The 990-nt window shown below is 45.4% G+C and carries 1 protein-coding gene; it reads left to right on the plus strand.

The features are described from left to right. Window positions 1-230: 230 nt before the first annotated feature. Window positions 231-863, plus strand: a complete 633-nt coding sequence (locus tag L5470_RS13260; protein ID WP_499500250.1) for a hypothetical protein — start codon at window positions 231-233, stop codon at window positions 861-863. Window positions 864-990: the final 127 nt, after the last annotated feature.

The following is a 990-nucleotide window of genomic DNA, read 5'->3' on the forward strand; positions in this document are numbered from 1 at the left end:
GATTAGTTCCATATCGTTGTTTTCAATCGCTTCAGTCACATACCTTTTGGTTGCTTCAATGATTGCTTCGTTGGTAAATATTTTGCGGCGCTTGAACGGAATCTAGACAAAGTGATGTCCTGACTGATACGTGCAATGACGAGTCGATTTTAGCTGTATGCCATCTTCTCTCATACGGTTGCTATTCACGTAAATCGGCATCTATAATAACTGCATACCATCTTRACCCAATGATGTTTTTAGCCGTCCAAAAAGATGTTTTTCAACCTGACAAGCAGCTTGCTCAGTTGCTTACTGAGTTAGCGCGTCTTGCCAACAATCTCTACAACCAAGGCGTGTATGAGTCTCGGCAATACTTCTTTGAGCAAGGACGGAAACCGTTCAAGGTTCTGAATTATGTCAACCTCTACTTCTGCTTGGAAAACGACATCGATACGATCATCTACGGTCGAAACAACGGGCAGAAAGATGAAATCAATTTGGGTGCAAAAACGAATCAGGAGTTCGTGCAAATTCCGCACTACAAGCTGTTTGGACGAATTAAGCAGCTTTGTTTAATTTTCGGGATTCGATTAGTCGAAACCGAAGAATCGTATACGTCTCAAGCCTCGTTTTTCGATAATGACTTCTTGCCTACGTTCGGCGAAAAACCTGAAGGGTGGAAGGCATCAGGAAAACGAGTTCTTAGAGGTCTGTACCGAACTGCGCAAGGATGGCTCATCAATGCAGACTGTAATGGAGCCTGCAATATCATGAGAAAGGTAAGCACAAAGCTCAATATCGATTTGAGTGGAGTGTGTAGAGGGGCTGTGGCAGCCCCTTCTAAGGTCAAGTTAGGGCAGATTGGTTTTGCTCTAGCCTAACTCAGAGAAGCCTCGCCGTTCCACAGCGGGGAGTGTCACGCCAACTACACTGCCGAAAACGCTAAACCGTACTGAGCAACTCTGCTGCCGCTGCCTTCAGGGCGGGAACTTTGTCAAGTCTTTCCCA

It is taken from the genome of Synechococcus sp. PCC 6717 (genome assembly GCF_022698185.1).
Taxonomy (GTDB): Bacteria; Cyanobacteriota; Cyanobacteriia; order Thermosynechococcales; family Thermosynechococcaceae; genus Thermosynechococcus; species Thermosynechococcus lividus.

Coding starts and splice junctions, on each gene's coding strand:
- L5470_RS13260 (WP_499500250.1), top strand. CDS start 231: ATGATGTTTTTAGCCGTCCAAAAAGATGTTTTTCAACCTGACAAGCAG.